This is a genomic window from Microvirga pakistanensis (genome assembly GCF_004458765.1).
Classification (GTDB): Bacteria; Pseudomonadota; Alphaproteobacteria; order Rhizobiales; family Beijerinckiaceae; genus Microvirga; species Microvirga pakistanensis.
Genome location: NZ_SPJX01000284.1, coordinates 1 through 223, shown reverse-complemented (window position 1 = coordinate 223; position 223 = coordinate 1). Strand labels below are relative to the sequence as shown.

Sequence of the window (223 nt, the reverse complement as noted above, 5' to 3'; positions counted from 1 at the left end):
GCATCGCCTACGACCGGCGGGCGCATGGCCGCTCGAGCGATCCGGGTCGAGGCTACGACTACGACACCCTGGCGGACGATCTGGCGGACGTCATTCAGGCGCTGGAGCTGGGGAGCGTCACTGTGGTGGCGCACTCCTTCGCCAGCGGTGAGGTCGTGCGCTATCTGACCCGGCATGGCTCGGGCCGGATCGCCCGGGTGGTGCTGGTCGCCCCGGCGGCGAT

The 223-nt window shown here is 70.9% G+C and carries 1 protein-coding gene; it reads left to right on the top strand.

The annotated features are described in order from the left end of the window. On the top strand, positions 1–223 hold a 223-nt coding region (locus tag E4K09_RS15275), incomplete at both ends, for an alpha/beta fold hydrolase (RefSeq protein ID WP_134498416.1).